The 17892-nt window shown below is 41.3% G+C and carries 14 protein-coding genes and 1 riboswitch; all 14 genes read right to left on the minus strand.

The window, feature by feature from the left end:
• Positions 1 to 218: 218 nt before the first annotated feature.
• The 14 genes from GEZ85_RS00815 to dnaB all read right to left on the minus strand — a co-directional run bounded on the left by GEZ85_RS00815 (position 219) and on the right by dnaB (position 17849).
• Positions 219 to 992, minus strand: a complete 774-nt coding sequence (locus GEZ85_RS00815; protein WP_153208933.1) for an NUDIX domain-containing protein — start codon at positions 990 to 992, stop codon at positions 219 to 221.
• Between the two features lies 1 nt (position 993).
• Positions 994 to 1773 carry a nicotinamide riboside transporter PnuC gene (gene pnuC / locus GEZ85_RS00820; protein WP_153208935.1) on the minus strand — a complete coding sequence of 260 codons (780 nt, stop codon included), beginning with the start codon at positions 1771 to 1773 and terminating at the stop codon, positions 994 to 996.
• 9 nt (positions 1774 to 1782) lie between these two features.
• On the minus strand, positions 1783 to 2841 hold the full coding sequence (locus GEZ85_RS00825) for an AAA family ATPase (RefSeq protein ID WP_153208937.1): 1059 nt from the start codon (positions 2839 to 2841) through the stop codon (positions 1783 to 1785).
• Positions 2842 to 2973: 132 nt separating this feature from the next.
• Complete coding sequence (locus GEZ85_RS00830; RefSeq protein ID WP_153208939.1) at positions 2974 to 5406, minus strand: ATP-dependent Clp protease ATP-binding subunit; 2433 nt, start codon at positions 5404 to 5406, stop codon at positions 2974 to 2976.
• Position 5407: 1 nt separating this feature from the next.
• Positions 5408 to 5866, minus strand: coding sequence for a CtsR family transcriptional regulator (locus GEZ85_RS00835; RefSeq protein ID WP_001211277.1), 459 nt, complete (start codon positions 5864 to 5866; stop codon positions 5408 to 5410).
• Positions 5867 to 5984: 118 nt separating this feature from the next.
• Positions 5985 to 6713, minus strand: coding sequence for an ABC transporter ATP-binding protein (locus GEZ85_RS00840; protein WP_153208941.1), 729 nt, complete (start codon positions 6711 to 6713; stop codon positions 5985 to 5987).
• Positions 6713 to 7720: an ABC transporter substrate-binding protein gene (locus GEZ85_RS00845; protein ID WP_153208943.1), complete on the minus strand. Its 1008-nt coding sequence runs from the start codon at positions 7718 to 7720 to the stop codon at positions 6713 to 6715. The genes GEZ85_RS00840 and GEZ85_RS00845 overlap by 1 nt, the downstream gene beginning before the upstream one ends.
• Positions 7721 to 7757: 37 nt before the next feature.
• Entirely contained in the window at positions 7758 to 8516 is a 759-nt protein-coding gene (locus GEZ85_RS00850; protein ID WP_194251495.1) for an ABC transporter permease, read from the minus strand.
• The gene (locus GEZ85_RS00855) at positions 8479 to 8769 is read right to left on the minus strand and encodes a thiamine-binding protein (RefSeq protein ID WP_004235758.1); all 291 of its coding nucleotides are present in this window, start codon (positions 8767 to 8769) and stop codon (positions 8479 to 8481) included. Before GEZ85_RS00855 ends, GEZ85_RS00850 begins: the two co-directional genes overlap by 38 nt.
• Before the next feature lie 68 nt (positions 8770 to 8837).
• A riboswitch (TPP riboswitch) is annotated at positions 8838 to 8940 on the minus strand.
• Positions 8941 to 9042: 102 nt separating this feature from the next.
• Positions 9043 to 11676, minus strand: coding sequence for a DNA polymerase I (gene polA / locus GEZ85_RS00860; protein ID WP_153208946.1), 2634 nt, complete (start codon positions 11674 to 11676; stop codon positions 9043 to 9045).
• A 119-nt stretch (positions 11677 to 11795) separates the two neighbouring features.
• Complete coding sequence (locus GEZ85_RS00865; protein ID WP_153208948.1) at positions 11796 to 14621, minus strand: SIALI-17 repeat-containing surface protein; 2826 nt, start codon at positions 14619 to 14621, stop codon at positions 11796 to 11798.
• Positions 14622 to 14925: 304 nt separating this feature from the next.
• Positions 14926 to 16035, minus strand: a complete 1110-nt coding sequence (gene cbpD / locus GEZ85_RS00870) for a choline binding-anchored murein hydrolase CbpD (RefSeq protein ID WP_153208951.1) — start codon at positions 16033 to 16035, stop codon at positions 14926 to 14928.
• Between the two features lie 193 nt (positions 16036 to 16228).
• Complete coding sequence (locus GEZ85_RS00875; protein WP_001278168.1) at positions 16229 to 16495, minus strand: Veg family protein; 267 nt, start codon at positions 16493 to 16495, stop codon at positions 16229 to 16231.
• 1 nt (position 16496) lies between these two features.
• A complete protein-coding gene (gene dnaB, locus GEZ85_RS00880) occupies positions 16497 to 17849 on the minus strand; it encodes a replicative DNA helicase (protein WP_153208953.1) in 1353 nt (450 codons plus the stop codon).
• Positions 17850 to 17892: the final 43 nt, after the last annotated feature.

The raw sequence follows: 17892 nt of genomic DNA on the forward strand, positions 1-17892 counted from the left end.
CTAGTAATTTTGTGATAAAATGTAATTGTTCCATATGAATCTTTCTAATGAGTTGTTTTGTTGCTTTTCATTATAGATATTATGGAACTTTTTTTCTACAACAAAATAGGCTCCATAATATCCATAGAGGATTTACCCACTACAAATATTATAGAGCCCACAAAACCATCTCATGATGGTACATAAAGAGGTCGGGAACTTTGTCCCGACCTCGTTTTTTATTTCAATCGATAGGTTTTTCTTGGTTTCTTTTTAGGCACTCGTTTGAGTCCGACTTCTTCTACATATTCTCCGTATTTTACGAGAAAGTTATTGCTGACGATTGGACGACCTGGGTTGATAAGATTAACCAGTTCGGTTCCTTCATATACAGTGAACTCCTCCTCCAGCAGATAAAGGAAGGTCGGGTTCCAGTCGAGACGGCCTTGGATTCGTTTGGTGGATTCTTGGATAATGGCATAATGGTCAAAGGCGAAGGCTTGCTCGTCCAGCTCGACTCCCTCTAGGTAGCATTTGCCTGTCTGAAAGTCGACATCTACAAAAACCACATCCTTAGCATCGTCTCCTGCCTGAACCAGTTCTAATGCACGACTAGGCAGATACACCAAATGGGCAATGGTCACTGTCCAGCCCCGTGGGTCACGGCCGGGGGTCGATACGGTCAGCAATTGCTCGATTTTTTCCAAAGGAAGATCGAGATTAACTTCTTCACTTACTTCTCGCTGACAGGCATGCGCAGCATCTTCTCCCTTATCCATAAAACCTCCAACTAAGGCCAAACAGTTTTGATAAGGGTGAGCCTTGCGACGAATCAGCAAGAGCTTGATTTTTCCTTCGACAAAGCAGTAAGCCACCATATCCACTGTCACACTTGGCTTTTCATATTGTGGGAGCTCCTGTTTGTAGTACCAGTCTAAAAACTCCTCCTGACTGGCATGGATTTCATAATATTCTTTTTCCGTCATCCCTTCTGGAATCATCGTGTCCGTCATTTTAAGCCTCCTTACGAACTGCCTTGGTCCATTGGTACCAACCCACTAGACTATTGAGTGTGTAAACCCAGTACATCCCTTGAATATGGATATTTTCACCCCACCAAAGGTAGATACTAAAGAGGTTAGTTGCAATCCAGAAAATCCATTGCTCACGGTAGAGACGTGTCATCAAGAGCTGACCAACACCATTGGTCGCATCGGTAACACTATCACGGAAAGGGCGAGCACTATGGATACTTTGGTATGCCAAGCCCATACCAATCCAGATGATAGCAGTCAAGGCCAAGTACTTGAGCCAATCAAAAACAGATAATTTCTTGGCTTCAAAGTGAGATTCTTCTGCTTTTCCTTGGTCATTGATACGATTGGACAGCCAAGCATAGAGACCAATCGGCTGCATGACAAAGAAGTAAACGGTCGTCAAAACTTCGCCATAAAAAGTCGCATTCATAGCCAAAATCAAATAGATAGCAGAGTTAATGGCCCCAAAGAGATAATTGCTTGCACGCCCTTCTGCTACCAAGATAACACAGACAATCCCAGTCCAAGATGCAAACAAGCTCATCCAGTCATGACTTTCTATATTTTGCGTGAGTTCCAAGATCAAAGGAACACTTGACAGGACGATGAGATACAACCACTGGAAGAGGCTACGGCCGACAAAGAGATCTTTCCAGAGCAGGTTCATGATTCCTGCAAAACCAATCTTGCGGGCTTCTGCATGGACGTTTTTAAAGTTTTCGATAAATTGTGTGATATTTTCAGTTGGTTTTTTCATATTTTTCTCCTAATCTGCTTGGTAAATGGCATCAATAGCCACTTTTGCTGCTTCATAATTTCCTAGATAATCCTCAGCTAGATAAACTAGTGGAATGTTTGCTAAGTAGCGCTCCCTCATCTGATCCAAATGCTGGGAAAAACTATGACGAATATGGTCTTCTGCCATGGTCATATCTCTAAATCCGTCATTGACATAGGAACCGACAGGTTGCACAAAGAGAATCAAGTCCCATTTTTCCTTAGCCAAAATCGAGGCAAAGAGATTATCAAATGTTTCTCCCGATAAGTCCTCTTGATCCTCAGTCTCCATGTAATAATCATAGTAGCCCTTGGTTACTAAGGAGTTGGTATCTGCTATCACTAGGCCTCGATTGGCATTGCTATCGATTAACTTAGAGGTCTGGTCATACTGGCCCAACAGGAGATAATAGTAATCTTTTGGAGTCAATTCATCGTCGCGGACATTGTTTTTGATCTGGTACTCACGTGCGTATTCCAAACTAACTGGTGCATCGTAATACCTTGCCAAATCCTTGGCTAGAGTGGTCTTCCCATTGCTGGCACTTCCCATAATCAACACTTTCTTTGTAAACTGACGTCGGAAGGGTTGAGCAATATATTTCCAATATTTACTTGGATTTTCTCGAATCATAGTCGCTGAGATACCAAACTTTCTTTCTTGCAAGACAGTCTCAAAGCCACGATTTGATAATTCTTGCTGGTAGTCTGCTTCTCCCACAAAGAAAATTAGTTCTTGCTGGGTTTCATCATAGGAAATCTCCGCTAACATTTGGTCCAACCACTCCTGCCAGCCCATAGGGTAACGGGGAAGATTGGTTTCATCTAACTTGCAGACAGAGGTCAACTCGTCATCACCAAAGGCCTCTCGGATATAGCGGAATCTTTTTTGAAGCGTTAAGCCGACCTGATCCCCTCTATCTCCCTTATAGCCTGAAACGACAACCCAGACCTGGTCACACTGTCGCTTCGCTCGCTGAATCAGATCGATATGACCTTGATGAAGCGGAGCAAAGGTTCCAAATACCACTGCTGTTTTCTTTTTCATAAACGTATTACCTTTTTATATTTTTTGATATTTTTATTATAAACTATATTTTTGTTTTGTCAATAGTTTTTTATCATTTTTTATAAAAAGATTACGAAAAAAAGAATCAAGATTGCTCCTGATTCTCTATTTTTATGCAATATCAAATTTTAACTGGCCTGCTTTTACACCAATCTTAAGTGTACTGCCTGCCACTAAATCTCCCTTAAGAAGAAGTTCTGCCAACTTGTCTTCCACTTCTGTTTGCAGAGTTCTGCGAAGTGGACGAGCTCCCATCTCTGGGTCATATCCTTTATTTGCCAGCAATTTCAGTGTGGAAGCTTGTAATTTCAAGTCAATACCTTTTTCATCCAAACTTGCTACTAAAGGTTTAACCATAATCTTCACCACTTCCTGCATATGGTCGCTAGACAAGCTATGGAAGACCACCTTTTCATCAATACGGTTGATAAACTCAGGTCTATAAGCCTTTTTCAACTCTTCAAACATGCGTTTTTCCATATTTTCCTGGTCAAAACGAATATCCTTAGCCCCAAAACCAACTGTCTTATCATCACGAAGGGCTGTCGCACCAAGGTTTGACGTCATGATGATAATGGTATTTGAAAAATCAACCTTGCGTCCCTTGCTATCTGTCAAGACACCGTCATCCAAGACCTGCAAGAGGACATTAAAGATGTCTGGGTGGGCTTTTTCTACCTCGTCAAAGAGGAGAACGGAATAGGGTTTGTTGCGAACTTTCTCGGTCAACTCCCCACCTTCTTCATAACCCACATAACCCGGAGGAGCTCCATTGAGACGGCTGGCTGCGAATTTCTCCATATACTCACTCATATCAAAGCGGATAAGAGCAGATTCGTCATCAAAGAGGACTTCTGCCAGAGCCTTGGCCAATTCGGTCTTCCCGACACCTGTAGGCCCTAGGAACATAAAGGAACCAATCGGACGCTTGTGACTGCGAATTCCTGACTGATTACGGCGAATGGCACGACTAATACTTGAAACAGCTTGATCTTGACCGATGACACGTTTGTGTAGTTCAGCTTCAAGATTTAGATACTTCTTAGCATCAGTCTGAGTCAGTTTTTGAACTGGAATACCTGACAAGCGACTCAAGGTGGTCAAAATATCAGACTCTGTCACCAAGTCTTTGTAGACAGGGACTTCCTCTTCTTTTGCGATTAGCTGGGCTGCCTGTTTCCACTTGCCATCCATCAGGGCCTTATCAGCTGGACTCAAGCCGGATTCGTCTGCTTTCACATGCTTAGCCTTATTTTGCACTGTTGCTGCTGCCTCATCCAAGAGATCGATAGCAGAGTCTGGCAAATGGCGACTAGTCAAGTAACGATGAGCCATCTTGACAGCTGTTTCAACCGCTTCATCTGTGATTTGCACACGGTGATGCTTCTCATAAGTCGCCTTCAAGCCTTGCAAAATGCTCATGCTGTCTGCCACACTTGGTTCTTCAATCGTCACCTTGGCAAATCGACGAGAAAGGGCGGCATCTTTTTCGATATGTTTTTGGTATTCTTCCTGAGTAGTTGCACCAACTGTTCGCAAAGTCCCACGAGCCAAGGCTGGTTTCAAGATATTAGCCGCATCCAAAGTCGAGTCAATCCCGCTACCAGAACCCATAATGGTATGAAGTTCATCGATAAAGAGGATTACTTGACCATCTTCTTCAATATCCTTGATGATATTGTTCATGCGCTCTTCAAAGTCACCACGGAAACGTGTCCCAGCAACAACATTCATCAAATCCAGTTCTAACACGCGCATCTTAGCCATTTCCGCAGGCACGTCACCACTAGCAATACGCTGGGCAAGACCAAGGGCCAGAGCTGTTTTCCCGACACCAGCATCCCCAACCAAGACAGGATTATTCTTGGTTTTACGGCTCAAGATTTGAATCATACGCGAGATTTCCTTATCCCGACCGATGACTGGTTCTAACTTGCCAGAACGCGCTTGCTCTGTCAAATCATGCGTATAGTCCTCGAGACCACCACTCGGAGTCTGGGGCATGCCCATCATATTAGCCATAGAATTTTGCTTGTCAGCTACTGTACGATGGCGTTGGCGTAAAGCTTTAAGGTCTTCACGAGTCCAACCTGCTCGTTCTTCTAAATTTCGATGTAGGGCAGCAATCTTAACCTGATCTTTCTTGTCTTCATAAGAAAAACCTGCTCTCTCCAAGATACGAGTTGCCAAGGCATTGCCATCATGCAAGATCGCATAAAGGACATGCTCTGTCCCTAGCACCTTAGCATGGACCACTGACGCTACATACTCTGCTTCGTCAAAGAGGACATGCAAACGATGAGAAAACGGCAACTCCGTAAAGGTTTCATCCTGGCTATAGTCCGCTTCAGTCAGTTCCAAAGCGACTTCTTCTAAACGATCTATCTCATATGGATAATCATTTAAAGTCGCCCCTGCCACACTATAACTGTGATTGGACATGGCAATCAACAAGTGCCAAGACTCTAGATAACGAGCTCCAAAATGGCTAGCCACCATGTAGGCACTTTCGATACATTCATTCAATGCTTTTGAATAGTTCATCTTACTTCCCTTTTCTATCTACCTCTTGTATGACCTGTCTTAGCATATTTGCACGAAGGACTGGAGCTTCTTCTCCTAGAACGCGATCCAAAGCTACTGATACTAGCAAATTCATCTCCTGCTTGGTCATCAGTTCTTGCTCAACTAAAAGCTGAAGAATATCTTCATAAATTTCTTGACTGACCCGCTCGCCAATCGAATAAAGCAGCTCCCTGAGCATTTCATGATGACTAGAAAACTCAATCCGTCCTATACGAATATAGCCTCCGCCACCACGCTTACTTTCAACCAAGTAGCCTCTACTTTCCGTAAAGCGTGTCTTGATCACATAGTTAATCTGACTGGGAACAACCTGAAAAGTATCTGCCAACTGACTCCGTTGCAATTCTACAATTCCAGATTGATCTAAAATCGCCTTGATGTAGGCCTCAATATGATCCGATGTATTTTTAAATCTCATTACAAACCCACCTCTCTCTTTAAACCTTGACTATCTTTGACTATTATACCGAAATTTTCTCATTTTTAAAAGAAAAAGGGCGCTGGTAAAGGATAATCTTCACCAACTCCCTATTTTTCTACTTATCTAAGCCTAATTCTGCCAAGATTTGACGTTTGTAGGCAATCTTTTGGACTTCCTTGTCCTCATCTTCAGACCAATCTAGTTTAATTTCTGAAACAATCTGCCCAGGGCGATTTTTCAAGATATAGATGCGATCGCTGAGACTAAGGGCCTCCTCGATACTATGCGTGATAATCAAGGTTGTTAGCTGCAACTGCTTGTGAATCTCCAGATACCAAGCGTGGAGTTCCATCTTTGTCATTTCATCCAAGGCGCTAAAGGCCTCATCTAAGAGAAAGAGCTTGTGCCCGAAAAGGTAGGTTCGGAGCAAGGCTACACGCTGGCGCATTCCTCCACTGAGTTCGTGAGGATATTTATCCCTTACAGCTGTCAGCTGGAAGGTCGCAAGGATTTCATCTGCGCGAGCAATAGCTTCTGCCTTATCCACCTTTTGAATCAAGAGAGGCAGAATGATATTGCCAAGCACGGTCTTGTGCTCCAAGAGTAGATCCTTTTGCAACATATAACTCACGCGCCCCTTAGGATTTTCCTCTCCATCAAGGACAATTCGCCCTGACTGAACTTCTAAAATCCCAGCAATTAGATTAAAGAGGGTGGTCTTTCCAACACCACTTGAGCCCAGAATAGAAACCACTTCACCCGAAGTCACCTGCAGGTTGATATCCTCTAAAATCCTCTCCTGACCATAGGCATAACTGACGTGTTCTAGTCTAATTTCTGTCATTATTTCACAAATTCGTTGGTGAAGCCTTTGTCTGTCAAGTCTTCTTTAAGGATACCATTTTCTTTGTCCCATTTGTAGAAGGCATTCCAGCGAGCTGCATCAAATTGACCCCATTTTTCCTTGTCGCTTGCGTATTCTTTTGACAAGTATTTTTGCGATTCGATGACAAAGTCACGTTTTTCCTGGAGTTCAGGTGCATTCTTGATGAGGATATCTGTTGCTTCCTCTGGATGCTCCATAGCATATTGGTAGCCTTTTTTGATAGCTTGGATGACTTTACGAGCTTCTTCTTTATTGTCTTTCAAATAGTCATTATTTGCGATGATAACTGGTGAGTAGTAGTCAAACTCCTTGACATAGTCTTTCAAATACATGAAGTTAGCGTCTACGCCTTGAGATTTAGCAAGGATTCCATCCCAACCGTAGTAAATCCAAGCAGTGTCAAAGACGCCATTGGCAATCGGTGTAATTGAGTTTGAGTCGTTGTTTGGTACTTTTTCGACCTTCTCAAAGTCTCCACCTTGTGATTCTACCAAGGTTTTCAACATTGCAAGCTCAGTTGGGTCATTCCAAGTTCCGTATTTCTTACCAACCAAGTCCTTTGGACTAGCTACATTGTCAGATTTACGAGAAATGATTCCTGATGTATTATGCTCTACGATAGCTGCAACGGCAGTAATTCCTGCACCTTTTTCTAACTTCTTAGCCATGTAATCTTGGAAATACACTGCAAATGGTGCCTTACCATTGATAACCAAGTCAGAAGAACTTTCTTCTGGTGGCAATTTCAAATCAACATCCACTCCAGCTTCTTTGAAATAACCTTTTTCCTTGGCAACATAAAGCCCTGTGTGGTTAGTATTTGGAGTCCAGTCTAGGATAAAGTCGATTTTCTTGAGTTCTGCCTCTTTGTTGTCTTTAGAAGCAGTTCCTTGACCACAGGCCACAAGCACAACAGCTACAAGAGCTGTTACAAGCGTTAAAAACACTTTCCATGTTTTCTTCATTTTGATTTCCTCTTTTCTTTTTTGAAACCTTCTTATTCTACGAACGTTTCCATTTAATCACATATTTTTCACTAATATCGACCAACTTCATACCCAAAAGGCTGATAATCGATACCAGAATAATAATAGCAAACATGGTATCATACTGAAACAGTTTCTTGGACTGAATCATGTATACACCTAGACCCTCAAAGCCTCCTAACCACTCAGATACCACTGTTGTGATAAATGCGTAGGAAACACTAACTCTCAGACCTGCATAAAAGTAGGGCAGGCTGACAGGGATTTTAAAATGCCACAGGATTTGCCAAGATTTAGCCCGCATCAGACTAAACAAGGTCAGCATATCCTTGTCACAATGCCTAAAACCGTCCAAAATGCTGACGATGATGGGGAAAGTTGTCGTTAAGATAATCAAGACAATCTTGGGCAGAATCCCATAACCTAGCCACAAAACCAGAATAGGAGCTATGGCAATGGTCGGAATGGTCTGAACGACCACCATCATAGGGTAAATCAGGTCATTGAGCCAAGTTAAACTGTCCATAAGCACAGCCATGAGACAGGCAATCAAGACTCCCAAAACCAGCCCCAGTAAAGCCACTCTCAAGGTCGCCCAGCTATGGTGCCAGAGAAATTCTCTGTCACGAACAAAGGCCTGGAGAATTTCAAGAGGTGTCGGCAGGATAAACTTGGGGAGAAGTTTAAGAAAACCTGCTAACTGCCAGATTGACAAGACTCCCAGAAAGCCTAATAGACTAATGTGTCGTCTCAGTATACTTTTCAAGTTTCTCATCAATACTTAAAATCTCTCCTACATTTATTTTGACATTGGCAAAGACATTATCTGCCTCCTGCCCTGCTACTTCCAGCGCTTCTTTGAGAATGCGCATGAGCTCATCAAACTCCCCTTCCAAGACCGTTTCAAATGGTGTCACCACCATGGTTACTTCTTGAGCTTGTAGATAAGCAATGACCTGATCAATAACAGCTATCCGATCAATCCCCTGTGATAGGGGTAAAACTTGCAAGGCAATGCTTGCTTTCATAACAACCTCCACTTCTCGTTTTCCTTTGATAAAAAGAAAAACCTTTGCCATATATGGAAAAGGTCAAGATTAGACTAAGTATCGTTCCCTACGCTGGCATTACCCAGATCAGGTGCGGTCGAAGCTTAACGCTTCCTCTCAGACTGTACACAGACTCCCATATATTATATGGACATATGATAGCGCAAAACCAAAAAAATGTCAAGGAAACTGCTTACAGAAAAACATGAAAAAGAGTTTGAAAACAAGTGCTTCAAACTCTACATAACTTTTTTATTTAGCCTCGTACCAGGTTGCCCCTTCATTTTCGTCTGCGATGAGGGGAACACTAAGTTGAATGGCTTCTTCCATGGTTTGTTTGACCAATTTTTTCATCTCTGCCAATTCAGATTTAGGAACTTCAAGTACGATTTCATCGTGCACTTGTAACAGCATCTTAGTCTGATAACTACCTGCAACCAAGGCTTTATCCAGCTGAATCATGGCAATCTTGAGAATATCTGCCGCCGACCCCTGAATAGGAGAATTGATGGCTGTCCGCTCCGCAAAACCACGAATGTTGAAGTTGCGCGAATTGATATCTGGCAACTCACGACGACGCTTGAAGAGGGTCTCCACATAGCCCTTATCACGCGCCTCACGCACCACTTCATCCATGTAGTTTTTAATACCTGGGAAGCGTTCAAAGTAGGTATCAATATAGGCTTTGGCTTCCTTACGGCTAATGCCCAGATTATTAGACAAACCAAAGTCTGAAATCCCGTAAACCACTCCAAAGTTGACAGCCTTGGCATTGCGACGGTCGTTTGCAGTCACATTCTCAGGACGCTCAATGCCAAAGACCCGCATGGCTGTCGAAGTATGAATGTCAGCACCCTCTTGGAAGGCCTTTATCAAGTGTTCATCTTTAGAGATATGCGCCAAAACACGCAATTCAATCTGTGAGTAGTCCGAACTAAGCAGTACACTATCCTCCCACTCAGGCACAAAAGCCTTACGAATGAGACGGCCTTGTTCCAAGCGAACAGGGATATTTTGCAAGTTTGGATCCACACTAGACAGACGCCCAGTCTGGGTCAAATCCTGCACATAGCGAGTATGAATCTTACCATCAGCCAAAATCCAGTCCTGCAAGCCAATCACATAGGTAGACTGAATCTTAGCAATCTGACGGTAGTCGAGAATTTTCTTAACAATTGGCGCAATAGGAGCCAAGCGTTCCAAGACATCCACCGCAGTCGAGTATCCAGTCTTAGTTTTCTTAGTGTACTCTAGAGGAAGTCCCAATTTTTCAAAGAGAAGCACTCCCAACTGCTTAGGCGAATTGATATTAAACTCCTCACCAGCCAGTTCGTAAATCTCCTGAGTGAGTTTTTCAATGACAAGCTCATTTTCAGCCTGCATCTCAAGCAAGGTCTCTTTCTTGACCGTAATCCCAGCAATTTCCATCTTGGCAAGGACAAAAGCCAGAGGTTGCTCCATATCATAAAGAAGCTCTAATTGACCATTTTCACTGAGTTTTTCAAGTAAAACAGGCTCTGTTTCGACTAAAACAGCAATCTTACGAGCCAAATGTTCCAAGAATTTCTCGCGTTCAGGAACGGCTTTTTTGACACCCTTACCATAGAAAGTCTCATCATCGACTAAATAAGTCTGACCATAAAGACTAGCGATGGTCGCAATTTCATTGTCCTCCACAGTCGAAAGGAGGTATTTAGCCAAACGGCTATCAAAGGCAGGAGCCTGCAAATCCACACCAAAACGATTCAAGAGAACCTTAACCTTCTTAAAGTCATACACTCTCAGAGGTGTTTTTTCTAAGAAGTCCTTGAAAATTGACTCTTGCAAAAGCTCAAGCTTGTCTGTAGCATAGAGCTTTTCCCCACAAGACCAGGCAAATCCAACCAAATCATCCGTATGGTAATTTTCACCAAAAAGCTCAAAATGGAAGATAGACTCTTCACTCAGCATATTTTGACTGATTTGGTCAACAATAGTAAAGTCCAAACTTTCAGTCACATCGCCTGAAGACACATTTAAAGCCTGCTTGAGCTGTTTGAAGCCCATCTCATCGTAGAATTTCCCAAGATTTTCAACATCTGGACCACTATAGACCAAATCCTCCAAACCAATCTCAATCGGTGCCTTGGTATCAATGGTCGCCAGTGTTTTAGACAAAAAGGCCTGTCCCTTATCATTGATGAGATTTTCCTTCATCTTAGAAGCCTTCATCCCATCGATATTCTCATAAATCCCCTCGAGCGAGCCATGCTCCAGCAAGAGCTTGATACCCGTCTTTTCACCGATTTTGGTCACCCCAGGGATATTATCCGACTTATCACCCATGAGCGCCTTGAGATCGATAAACTGAGTCGGTGTAAGACCCATCTTTTCCATGAGATAGTCTGGCGTAAAGGCCTCAAACTCAGCCACACCTTTCTTGGAAATCTCAACCACCGTATGCTCGTCCGTCAGCTGAATCAAGTCCTTGTCCCCACTGACAATGGTAATATCAAAACCATCCTGCTCAGCTAGTTTATCCAGCGTCCCGATGATATCATCCGCCTCATACTGAGCCAACTCATAGTGGCGAATACCCATGTGATCCAGCAACTCACGAATGAAAGGAAATTGCTCACGAAACTCATCAGGAGTCTTAGCCCGACCACCCTTATAGTCCGCATACATCTCTGTACGGAAGGTCGTCTTACCCGCATCAAAAGCCACCAAAATATGACTCGGCTCAACTCGCTCCAACAAATGGCTCAACATCAACTGAAAACCATAAATCGCATTGGTATGCAAACCAGCCGCATTCTTAAAACGGTCCAACTGCTGATAGAGCGCAAAAAACGCCCGAAAAGCAACGGAAGACCCATCAATCAATAATAATTTTTTCTTATCCATACACCCATTATAAAGGAAAGCACCAAAAAATACCATTGGGAAGAGTTCCCTGAGAGAAACTAAGATAATATTAAAAAGAGAAGGAAGTTATTCCCTCTCTTTCAATATACTAAAATAAATTAGTTCTTACGTTTCACAAATGGAATAGCACCAAGGAACAATCCAAGGAATCCTAATGATGCAACTGCAACATTATCTTTGCCACCAGTATTTGGAAGTTCTTTTTTATCTTCTACTTTTGCTGCTGGTGCTTGATAAGTATTATCCTTGTTAGTACCTGCTGTTGTAAGAGTATATTGTGGAACTTCGTTAATTGCTGCTTCTACACTATTAACGCCTCCTGTATATTCTGGAACTTCGTTAATTGCTGCTTCTACACTATTAACGCCTCCTGTATATTCTGGAACTTCGTTAATTGCTGCTTCTGCACTATTAACGCCTCCTGTATATTCTGGAACTTCGTTAATTGCTGCTTCTGCACTATTAACGCCTCCTGTATATTCTGGAACTTCGTTAATTGCTGCTTCTACACTATTAACACCTCCTGTATATTCTGGAACTTCGTTAATTGCTGCTTCTACACTATTAACGCCTCCTGTATATTCTGGAGCATCGGCTACAGTAGGAGGTGTTGCATCATTTACCCCACCAGTGAAATCAGATTCATTATCTCCAGAAGGAGAATCACTAGGATTCACACCACCATTAAATCCTGGAGCGTTAGGAACAGTTGGTACTTCGTCAGGTTGTTTAGCATCATCAGAAGGTGCATCACTAGGACTTACACCACCACTAAAGTCTTTCGATTCTTCACCCTTAGGAACTTCTTTTAAGTTTTCGATGTAACCTAAAGTTGCGTTGTAATTCTCAGTTAGTTTGGCAATTGCATCGTCATCCTCTTGAACTGCTTCGTTCACTTCGTCGAAATTAGCCTTAGCTTCATCAGCTACTGCTTTAGCAGAAGCAACTGAAACTTCTAGTTTAGTTACAGCATCTTGCAATCCATCTTGGATAGCTTGATCCGCATTGTTTTTCTTAGCAGTTTCAAGAGCAGTTTTAGCTTTTTCTAAAGTTTCTTTTTGTTTCTCTAATGTAGCATTTTTCTCTTCTACTACCTTAGCTTTTTCAGCAGCGTCAGCCTTATCTTCCTCAGCTTCTTTCGTTAATTTTTCAATTTTTTCAGCTAAATCATCAGCAATGTCTGTAAGTTTTTTGACAATTGGTTTAGAAGCTTCTTTTTTAGCAGCTTCTTCAATTTTTTTAGTTTCGTCAGCAGTTAATTCTTTAGTTTTATAAGCTTCAGGAGCTTTATCTTTTGTGTTGGCATCGTTGAGGAATTCATCTATAGCTTGAGTAGCTGTAAGAACTCCATCTTCAATCGCTTTTAATAAAGCTTCTTTACCGATTTCAGCTTTTGCTTCTTCGATAGCTTTCGCTTTATCTTCTGGCTTGATGCTAGCATCCTTGTTGACTTTATCTTCAGCTTTTTTTTCAAGTTGCTCTAAAGCACCTTTCAAAGCTTCTAAGTTATCTGCTTCTTCTTTTTTAGCGTCTTCTTCTTTTTTAACTTCTTCTTCAACTTTAGCTTTTGCTTTAGCTGCTTCTTCTTTAGCCTTAGCTAATTCAGCTTCTGCATCAGCTTTAGCTTTGTCTGCTTCTGCTTTTGCAGTCTCAGCAGCAGTTACATCAACAGCTTCTTTTTTAGCTTTAGCTGTAGCTTCTTCTACTTTTTTAGCTTCTTCAGCAACTTTCTTCTCTAATTCAGCAACTTTAGCATCAGCCTCTGCTTTAGCTTTAGCAGCTTTTTCAGCTTCGGTTGGTTCAGCTTCTTCCTCTGGAGTTTCTTCAGCTGGTTTAGCTGGTTCTGCAGCTTCTTTTGCTTCTGCTTTTTTTACTTCTTCAAGAAGATTAGCACGTTTTTCAGTTAAATCTTGAATTTCAGCTGTAGCATCTTGAACTTTTTCATCAGCTTCGTCAAATTCAGATTTGGCAGTATCGCGTTCTTTTTCAATCGCAGTTACAGCTTTTTCTAGTGGTGCTGTGATATCTTCACCAAATCCGTTTTCTTTAGCGGATTTAAGAGCTTCTTTTGCTTCTTTTAAAGTATCTTCCTGTTTTTTTAGTGTTTCAGCTTTCTTTTCAGCATCAGCTTTTAATTGCTCAGCATCATCCGTTAAGTTTTCAATTGTTTCAGTTAAATCATCAGCTTTATCTTGCAATTTTTCTGATTCAGGACGAGCAGCATCCGCTGCTTCACCTTCTTCAATTCCCGCTTGCACCTCTTCAGGAAGCTTGTCCTTAGATACAGGAGTTTCTGTTTTAATTGTTGGATTAGTATCTTGTGCTTTTTCAGCATCATCTGCTAACTCAGCAAGAATATCAGAAGCATTTAATTCACCAGACTCAACAGCCTTTAATAATTCTTCTTTTGCTTTTTTGTCAAGCAATTCATTATCAGGAATTTGTTTCAAAGCTTCAGTTAAAGCTTCTTTAGCTTCGGCTTCTTCTTTTGCAGCAGCTTCTTCTTTTGCGACTTCTTCTTTTGCTTTAGAGTCAGCTTTAGCAGATTCTTCTTTTGCTTTAGCTAATTCATCGTCAGCTGTTTTCTTAGCTTCTTCAGCTTTAGTTTTTGCAGCATCAGCCTCAGCAGATTCTTTTTTCTCTGTTTCAAGTTTAGTAGCTGCATCAGTTGCTGTAGTAGTTGTTCTATCTACTTTAGATTGAGCTTCATCAACTTTAGCGTTAGCTTCTTTTTCAGCTTCCTTGGCTTTTTCAACCTCAGTTTTTGGTGTTTCAGCCGCAGGTGTAGGCTTTGTTTCTCCAGTAGGTTGAGCAGCTGTAGGTTTGTCATCAGCTTTCACAACTGACGGTTGAGATGCAACAAATGTAGCACCTAAAACAGCTACACTAGCCAAACTGGTTAAAATCATTTTCTTTTTGTTCATCTTGTGTACCTCTTTTTGAGAATCATATTTATGTACATTATAAACCTTTTTTTGAGTGAAATCAAGAGATATGTTATATTATATATACTTTATTATTAATATGTTGTATTTCAAGGCTATAAAAAACTTCAAGAAAGTAACGCATGTTTTACTAGCTTTCTTTTTTCTTTCTTTTCATCACTTTCATTTTCTATAGTAAATTATAGTTTCGAATCCAATTCAGATATCTTAACTCTTCATAAAAACTCTAGTTTAAACAAAAAAACAGGAGATTTCTCTCCTGTTCAGATTCAATTACTTAAAATTAAACCCACTCACCGTTATGATTTACAGTATAACCGTCCACTATAGTATTAACAGCTAGCTCACCTGAAGAGTAAGAATAATACCATTTACCAGAGACTTGGTACCAACCTGTTTTCATTGCACCTGAACTATCCAAATAATACCACAGACCATTTTCCTTTAACCATCCTGTCTGCATTTCACCAGATGATTTCAAATAATACCAGCTAGAACCATCTTTCAGCCAGCCTGTTGATTTAGACCCATTTGATTTGAAATGATACCAACTACCATTTATTTTCTTCCAACCAATAGTCAATCCATTATTTGAGCTATAATTAGAGCTATTTCCTGATTGATTCTGTGAAGAAGTCACTCCCTCTAGCTGGATATAGCGACGACTTCCGTTATAAGCCGTATAACTCAACCACTTGTATCCATCTTTTTCGAGAATTTGATCATAATGAACATTCTCCCCAGGATAATAGTAATCAATCACAGTTGCGCTAGATAGTGGCTGATTTTTGATAGCAGACTTAGTCTTAAAATAATGTGTTCCCCCTGTTGAAGCTGAGGATTGACTATTCCCAACACTGCCACCAGCTAAATCTTTAAAATGAATAAAACCAGTCATAGTATTCGCCTTCACGGTGCGCTTGTTGTAAGATTCTCTTATTCCATAGTTGTATTCTTCAATCTCAATCTCATCTCCTATTACATTTGATACCCAGGCAACATGACCATAAGTTCCTGCAGTAGACCAAGCAATAGATCCAATAGCTGGTCTATTATCTACACGATACCCTTCACGACGAGCACGATAGCCCCATTCATTCGCATTCCCATAAGCAGCCGGAATCTCAAAACCATTGACATTACTCAAACGAAAGGCTGCAAAAGAAGTACACTGACGAGAATACATCCGCCACTTATCAATCTCCTGACTGCCATTTTTATAATAAGCAGGATAATCATCCCCACGCGCAATCGATCCATTTCCTCCAGAATAGGCATATGCACTATCACCCGCTGCTAGCATCAATCCTACTACTAAAAAGGGAACAACTTTTTTAGCTGATTTTCTAAAAGAAAACCCTGTCTCTGTTACTTTGAATGGTAAAACTTTCATTCTTCCTCCTTGAAAATAATATAGTACTCAATGAAAATTAAAGATCAAACTAGGAAGCTAGGCGCAGGCTATACTTGAGTATGGCAAGGCGAAGCTGACGTGGTTTGAATTTGATTTTCGAAGAGTATAAATCGAAGATTGCCTTCACTTAAATTATTCGGAGAAAAAAGAAAAAGTGAGAAAATTTCTCACTTTAGTCAAGATAATGAATCAAATTCTTTTCTGTAAGGATATCTGAATAAGTAAAGGATTCAACGAAAACATTAGCTTGTTTATCTCCTTCAACGTTTCCAAATTCAACGATAAATAGGGATGGATAAACCTCAATTAGCTTACCCAATCTATTTTTTTGGCGCTTACGACCATTCTCCAAAGTCATTTCTACGACTTGTCCCTCATGTGCCTTGATTTCTTCTTTGATTTTTTTCATCTTGGCTACATCTGTAAATGCATCTGACATCTTATGCCTCCCTCTTTGAGATACTTGAAAATTTATTGTATTCTTTTTGGAAAATTAATTCCACCGTTCCACGAGCTCCACTACGATTTTTCTCGATAATAACTTCTACCTTATTATTTGGTATGCCTTCCTCTTCTTCACCACCACGCTCATAGTAATCGTCGCGATAAAGAAAGGCTACGATATCAGCGTCCTGCTCAATAGACCCAGATTCACGAATATCAGACAAGACCGGTCTCTTATCCTGACGTTGTTCTACACCACGAGACAACTGACTCAGAGCAATTACGGGAACCTTCAGTTCCTTAGCTAAAATTTTCAACTGACGAGAAATTTCAGAAACTTCTTGTTGGCGGTTCTCACGACCAGTCCCTGTGATAAGCTGTAGGTAGTCGATCAAAATCAAGCCTAGATTGCCTGTTTCTTGAGCCAGTTTACGTGAGCGAGAGCGAATTTCCGTGATCCGAATCCCTGGCGTATCATCGATATAGATACTTGCATTGGCTAAATTACCTTGTGCAATGGTATACTTTTGCCACTCTTCATCAGTAAGTTGACCCGTACGGATAGAATGCGACTCAACCAACCCTTCTGCCGCAAGCATACGATCCACTAGACTTTCCGCACCCATTTCGAGCGAAAAGATAGCAACCGTTTTGTCCAACTTAGTCCCAATGTTCTGAGCAATATTTAAGGCAAAGGCTGTCTTACCAACCGCTGGACGAGCTGCTAAGATAATCAACTCCTCCTCATGAAGTCCAGTCGTCATATGATCCAAATCACGATATCCTGTCGCAATACCAGTAATATCGGTCGTTTGTTGCGAGCGAGCTTCCAAATTTCCAAAGTTGACGTTCAACACATCTCGAATATTCTTAAATCCACTTCGATTTGCATTTTCACTGACATCAATTAGACCTTTTTCTGCCTGAGCAATGATTTCATCAGCTGGTTGTGAAGCCTCGTAAGCTTGGTTGACAGACTCTGTCAATTTGGCGATTAACCGACGTAACATGGCCTTTTCAGCAACAATCTTAGCATAATACTCCGCATTAGCAGAAGTTGGCACAGAATTGACAATCTCAACCAAGTAAGACAAACCACCAATATTCTGTAAATCACCTTGATTATCAAGAATGGTACGAACCGTTGTTGCATCTATAGCATCGCCACGATCGGATAAATCAACCATGGCTCGGAAAATCAATCGATGGGCATACTTAAAAAAGTCCCGAGACTCAATGTATTCTCGCACAAAAACAAGCTTACTCTCGTCAATAAAGATAGCCCCCAAAACAGATTGCTCAGCCAAGATATCTTGAGGTTGTACTCGTAACTCTTCTACTTCTGCCATCAGACTTTCCTTCCTTTTACAATCTTGTCAAGAAGGTGTAAAT

Source organism: Streptococcus mitis, from assembly GCF_009496205.1.
GTDB lineage: Bacteria > Bacillota > Bacilli > Lactobacillales > Streptococcaceae > Streptococcus > Streptococcus mitis_BN.